The following is a 5,409-nucleotide window of genomic DNA, read 5'->3' as shown; positions in this document are numbered from 1 at the left end:
CGGCCGCGGCGCAGCACGCTCACGTCGTCGGCATAGGCGCTCACCTCGCGGAACTTGTGCGTGATCATCAGCACCGAGCAGTCGCCGGCATGGGCGCGCTCGCGCAGCGCGCCCAGCACCTCGTCGGCCTCCTGCGGCGTGAGCACAGAGGTCGGCTCGTCGAGAATCAGCAAGCGGGGCTTCAGGAACAGCTGCTTGAGGATCTCCAGCTTCTGCTTCTCGCCGGCCGAAAGGTCCAGCGGCGTGGCGTCCAGGTCCAGCTTGAACGGCGTGCTGCGCATGAATTCGGTCAGCTCGGCGCGGGCCCGCTTCCATGGGATCACCGCCGGCAGGTGGCCGCGCGCCATCAGCAGGTTCTCGGCCACGGTCATGCCGGGCACCACGGTGAAGTGCTGGTAGACCATGCCGATGCCCAGGTCGCGTGCGACGGTGGGCGAGGTGATGGCCTGCTCGCGCCCGTCCACCAGCACCGCGCCATCGTCGGGCAGGTAGTAGCCGACGATGCACTTCACCAGCGTGCTTTTTCCCGCGCCGTTTTCGCCCAGCAGCGCATGCACCGTGCCGGGCCGCACGCTGAGCGAGCACTGGCCCAGCGCGGTGAAGGCGCCAAAGCGCTTGGTCAGGTTGTAAGTCTCCAGCGGAACTGCGTTCATGCTTGCATCTCCCGGCGGAAGACCTCCAGCGTGTGGGCCTTGACGCGCACGAACTCGGGGTCGGACACCGCTTCCGGCGTGCGCGGCCGCGGCATCGTGAACGGCACCAGCTCGGCAATGCGCGTGGGCCGGCGCGTGAGCAGCAGGATCTGGTCGGCCAGGAACACCGCGTCTTCCAGGTCGTGCGAGACGATGACCATGCTCACGCCGGTGGCCAGGTGGGCCTCCTGCAGCTTGGCGCGGATGAACAGCGTCATCTCGAAGTCCAGCGCCGAGAACGGTTCGTCCAGGAACATCACCTCGGGCCGCGGCGCCAGCGCCCGCATGATGCAGACGGTCTGCATCTGCCCGCCGGATAGTTCGTAGGGGTAGCGCTTCAGGTCGAAGCGGATCTCGAACAAGGCCACCAGTTCGTCGACCCGCTGCTTGACCTCGGCCGCCTTCATGCCTTGCCGGCGCAGCGGGTAGGCGATGTTGTCCCAGGCGCTGATCCAAGGGAACAGCGCGTCGCGGTAGTTCTGGAACACATAGCCGATGCGCGTGTCCTTCAGGCCCTTGCCGTCGAACAGGATCTCGCCCGAGTCCAGCGGCACCAGCCCGGCAATCATGTTCATCAGCGTGGACTTGCCGCAGCCGTTCGGCCCGAAGATCGAGACGATCTGGCTGCGCGGCAGATCCAGGTTGAAGTCCTTGTAGAGCACCTGGCCCGCAAAGGACTTGCACAGCCCGCGCACCGTGACGTGGGTGTTGGGCGCCGCGCGCAGCGTCAGCACGCTGCTCTCGGGCGTGGTCAGCTTCACTTCCGTGGGAATGGCCGAGACAGGCAGTTGATCACCGCTCATGATGTGGCTCCCTTCGGCCTGGCGGCCGGTCCCTCCGAGAGGGAGTTCGCCCCTTCGGGCGGCCGTGCGGGGCTCATGCCTTTCCTCCCCAGTGAATCAGCTTCTTCTCGATCAGCAGGAAGACCAGGTTCAGGCCGTAGCCCAGCGCGCCGGTCACCAGGATGGAGGTGTACATGTCCTTGACGTTGAAGACCTGCTGCGCGTCGATGATGCGGTGACCCAGGCCGGTCTCGGAGCCGATGAACATCTCGGCGACGATGACGATCACGAGCGCCATCGAGACGGCGCTGCGCAGGCCGATGAAGGTCTGCGGCAGGCTTTCCATCAGCATCACGTCCTTGAATACGTGCCAGCGCGACACGCCCATGATCTGCGCCGCCATCACCCGCGTCTTCTTCGCGTTCATCACGCCATAGGCGCTGTTGAACAGCACGATCAGCATCGCACCGAAGCTGGCGATGGCGATCTTGTTGATGTCGGTGATGCCGAAGATCAGCATGAACAGCGGGATCAGCGCCGAGCTGGGCGTGGAGCGGAAGAAGTCGATCAGGAACTCGACGCTGCGATAGGCGTTCTCGGCGCTGCCCAGCATCACGCCCAGCGGCAGGCCGATGGCGATGGCAATGGCAAACGCGCTGAGTGTGCGCAGCAGCGTGGACCACAGGTCCGGCAGGATCGCGCCGGTGGCGAAGGCCTGGGCCAGGTACTGCAGCGTCTCGCCTGGCGGCGGCAACAGGACAGGCTTGACCCATTGCGCCGAGATCATCAGCTGCCAGAAGGCGAGCAGCAGAAGCGGGCCCAGCAGCGGCAGCCAGCGCTTGTTGTAGAGGAAATTGATCGCCTGCATGACGGCCTCCTCAGGCGGTGTACAGCAGCGACTTCACATCCAGCTTGCGGCTGAAGATCTTGCGCTCGGTGAACACGTCGAAGAACTTCTGGAAGTAGCCCAGGTCGCTGGCGCTGAATTCGTTGTACAGCGTGAAGCCTGACAAAGGCACCTCTTTGACCAGCGCTTCCTCGATGGCCGTGAAGCCGTCCATGTGCTTGCGCGATTCTTCCGGCTGTTTGCGCACCCATTCCACCGCCTTGCCGTAGGCGGCGATATACCGCTTGGCCAGGTCCGGCGAGTCCTTGATGAAGCTGTTGGTGACGCTGGCGCTGCCGCCGAACCAGGGCGCGTCCGCATTGCCCAGCACATATTTTGCGATCACGCCGGTCTCCAGCACGCGGGCCAGGCCCTTCAGCCGGCCGGCCGTGCCGGTGGGCTCCAGCGTGTAGACCGCGTCGATCTGCCCGGCTGCCAGGGCGGGCACGTGCTGGCCGACCGGCAGCTCGGTGACGGTCGGGTTGGCGATGCCATTTTTCTCCAGGATGATCTTGGCCAGCGTGACGTTCTGGATGCCGGGGCCGCTGGCGACCTTCTTGCCGGCCAGCTCGGCAATCGACTTGACGGGGCTGTCCTTGGGCACGACGAACTCGTCCAGCACCAGCGACTTGTTCGAAGGGTTCGAGCAGATGATCTTGAACAGGTTGGGGCTGGTGATCTCGGCCAGGCCCAGCACCGCAGAGGCGGTGCCGTTGGCCGAGCCGTGGATGCGGCCGGAGATCATCGCCTCGGCGACCTGCTGCGCACTGGCGAACTTCACGCCTTCGACGTTCAGCCCGGCCTCCTTGAAGATGCCGCGCTCCAGGCCCACGTACAGCGGCAGGCCGGAGGCGATGGGCCAGTAGCCGATCAGGATCTTGTCGTCGGCGCGGGCCGCGGGCGATGCACCCATCGCTGCGAGGGCACTGGCGGCACTGGCGCCGGCCAGCAGGCGGCGGCGTTGAAGGTCTGAAGCCATGGTCAATCCTTGAAGACGAGAGAGGTTCAGAAGCTGCGCAGCACTTCGAGCAGCGCGCCGGAATCGGACACCGCGCCGAACACGCCGCCCTGCATCTTGATCATCGAGAAGGCCGCGGCGTGGTTCGCCGGGTCGGTGGCGCCGGTGCAGTCGGTCAGCATCAGACACTCGAAGCCGCGGTCGTTGGCGTCGCGCATCGTGGTGTGCACGCACACATCGGTCGTGATGCCGGTGAGGATCAGGTTCTGGATGCCGCGCACATGCAGCACCAGTTCCAGGTCGGTGGCGTAGAACGAGCCCTTGCCGGGCTTGTCGATGATGGGCTCGCCGGCAATGGGGTAGAGCTCGGGAATGATGTCCCAGCCCGGCTCGCCGCGAACGAGGATGCGGCCGCAGGGGCCCATGTCGCCAATGCCGCGGCCTTCGGTGCCGATCTGCTGCGAGCGCCAGCGCTTGTTGGCCGGCAGGTCGGACAGGTCCGGCCGGTGGCCTTCGCGGGTGTGGATCACGTGCATGCCGACGCGGCGGGCCTCGGCCAGCAACACCTTCAGCGGCTCGATCGGCGCGCGGGTCAGCGACAGGTCGTAGCCCATCTTGTCCACATAGCCGCCCACGCCGCAGAAGTCGGTCTGCATGTCGATGATGACGAGCGCGGTGTTGGCGGGCTTCAGGTCGCCGTTGTAGGGCCAGGCGTAAGGGGTCGAAGCAATCGTTGGCATGGCTTGGTCCTTCAGAGGTTCAGCGCGAGACGTTCAATTCCATGGGCGCGCCCTTCACGGCGCGGCTGGGCGAGCAGGTGGCGATCAGGATGGCCAGCGTCAGCGCATACGGCACGGCGTTGAACAGGTAGTAGCCGCCACTCACGCCAATCGACTGCAGCGCAGGGCCGATGGCGCCCGCGCCGCCGAACAGCAGCGCCGCGCCCAGGCAGCGCCAAGGGCTCCAGCGCGCGAAGATCACCAGCGCCACGGCGATCAGGCCTTGTCCGCTGGACAGGCCTTCGTTCCAGCTGCCGGGGTAGTACAGCGACAGCGACGCGCCGCCGAGGCCGGCTATGAAGCCGCCCGCCGTGGTAGCCGCGATGCGCACGCCGTTGACCGAATAGCCCAGCGCACGGGCCGCGTCTGAAGAGTCGCCCGCCATGCGCACCACCAGGCCCCAGCGCGTGTTGCCGAAGCCCCAGGCCATCAACCCTGCCAGCAGCACGCCCAGCGGGAACAGGGCGTTGATGGACAGGGCCGACTGCACCTGTGGCGAACTGCTCCAGGCGCCCAGCACCAGCGAGGGAATCTGCGGCGCCTGCGGCTGGATCAGTGGCTTGCCGAAGTAGAAGGCCAGGCCCGAGCCCAGCAGCATCAGCGCAATGCCGGTGGCAATGTCCGACACCCGAGGCAGCGAGCACAACAGGCCGTGCAGCAGCGCCAGCAACGCACCGCAGGCACCGGCCACCAGCACGCCCACCCAGGCGGAGCTGCTGAGGTAGGCCCCGCCGAATCCGGCCATGGCCGAGAACACCAGCACGCCTTCCAGCCCGAGGTTGATGCGGCCGGACTTCTCGGTCAGGCACTCGCCCAGGCTGACAAACAGGAAGGGCGTGCCCACGCGGATCGCGCCGCCCAGGATTGCCAGCAGCAGGTCCATCCAATCCGAGGTGGTCATCAGGCTTTTCCTCCAGCGGAAACCAGCGGCGCAGGGACTTCATCGGTGGGACGGGTTGGCAGTGGCACCACGGTGGACGTTGCGACGGGCGCGGCTGGCAAGGGCTTCGGCACCTTGCGCAGCCGCGGCAGCGGCGGGCGCTGGAAGAGCTTGCCGCGCAGCGCTTCCGAGGCCAGGATCAGCACAAACGCAAAGCCCTGCAGCACCAGCACCGAAGCGTCCGGCAAATCCATGCGCCGCTGCAGCAGGCTGCCGGCCGCGCCGAAGCCGCCGAACAGCAGGGCCACCGGCGGAATCGCCCACGGGTTCTGCCGCGCGACAAACGCGACCAGGATGCCGGTGTAGCCCAGGCCGGCGATCACCGAGGCATTGGCCGAGGTCTGCACCGCGGCCACTTCGATGCCACCCGCC

General features: G+C 66.7%; 6 protein-coding genes and 1 pseudogene. All 7 read right to left on the bottom strand.

What is annotated here, in order from left to right:
* On the bottom strand, positions 1-653 hold a 653-nt coding region (locus FKP22_RS20015; RefSeq protein WP_141289458.1), incomplete at its 3' end, for an ATP-binding cassette domain-containing protein.
* Positions 650-1,495 (bottom strand): ABC transporter ATP-binding protein, encoded by an 846-nt coding sequence (locus FKP22_RS20010; RefSeq protein WP_141289457.1) that lies wholly within the window; start codon positions 1,493-1,495, stop codon positions 650-652. The genes FKP22_RS20015 and FKP22_RS20010, both read right to left, overlap by 4 nt.
* Before the next feature lie 73 nt (positions 1,496-1,568).
* Complete coding sequence (locus tag FKP22_RS20005; protein ID WP_141289456.1) at positions 1,569-2,342, bottom strand: ABC transporter permease; 774 nt, start codon at positions 2,340-2,342, stop codon at positions 1,569-1,571.
* A 10-nt stretch (positions 2,343-2,352) separates the two neighbouring features.
* Positions 2,353-3,339: an ABC transporter substrate-binding protein gene (locus FKP22_RS20000; protein ID WP_141289455.1), complete on the bottom strand. Its 987-nt coding sequence runs from the start codon at positions 3,337-3,339 to the stop codon at positions 2,353-2,355.
* Between the two features lie 26 nt (positions 3,340-3,365).
* Positions 3,366-4,058 (bottom strand): biuret amidohydrolase, encoded by a 693-nt coding sequence (gene biuH, locus FKP22_RS19995; RefSeq protein ID WP_141289454.1) that lies wholly within the window; start codon positions 4,056-4,058, stop codon positions 3,366-3,368.
* A gap of 19 nt (positions 4,059-4,077) precedes the next feature.
* Positions 4,078-4,998, bottom strand: coding sequence for an ABC transporter permease (locus FKP22_RS19990; protein ID WP_141289453.1), 921 nt, complete (start codon positions 4,996-4,998; stop codon positions 4,078-4,080).
* Positions 4,998-5,409, bottom strand: a pseudogene (locus tag FKP22_RS33970) (hypothetical protein); the annotation flags it as partial. The pseudogene FKP22_RS33970 and the gene FKP22_RS19990, both read right to left, overlap by 1 nt.

The sequence above is a fragment of the Ideonella azotifigens genome, from assembly GCF_006519715.1.
Lineage (GTDB): Bacteria > Pseudomonadota > Gammaproteobacteria > Burkholderiales > Burkholderiaceae_C > Ideonella > Ideonella azotifigens.
The sequence above is the reverse complement of the archived record's forward strand: the minus strand, read 5'-3'. Positions and strand labels throughout refer to the sequence as shown.

Excerpts from the sequence above, each read along its gene's own strand:
- biuH (WP_141289454.1), bottom strand. The coding sequence starts at position 4,058 with ATGCCAACGATTGCTTCGACCCCTTACGCCTGGCCCTACAACGGCGAC.
- FKP22_RS20005 (WP_141289456.1), bottom strand. The coding sequence starts at position 2,342 with ATGCAGGCGATCAATTTCCTCTACAACAAGCGCTGGCTGCCGCTGCTG.
- FKP22_RS20000 (WP_141289455.1), bottom strand. The coding sequence starts at position 3,339 with ATGGCTTCAGACCTTCAACGCCGCCGCCTGCTGGCCGGCGCCAGTGCC.
- FKP22_RS19990 (WP_141289453.1), bottom strand. The coding sequence starts at position 4,998 with ATGACCACCTCGGATTGGATGGACCTGCTGCTGGCAATCCTGGGCGGC.
- FKP22_RS20010 (WP_141289457.1), bottom strand. The coding sequence starts at position 1,495 with ATGAGCGGTGATCAACTGCCTGTCTCGGCCATTCCCACGGAAGTGAAG.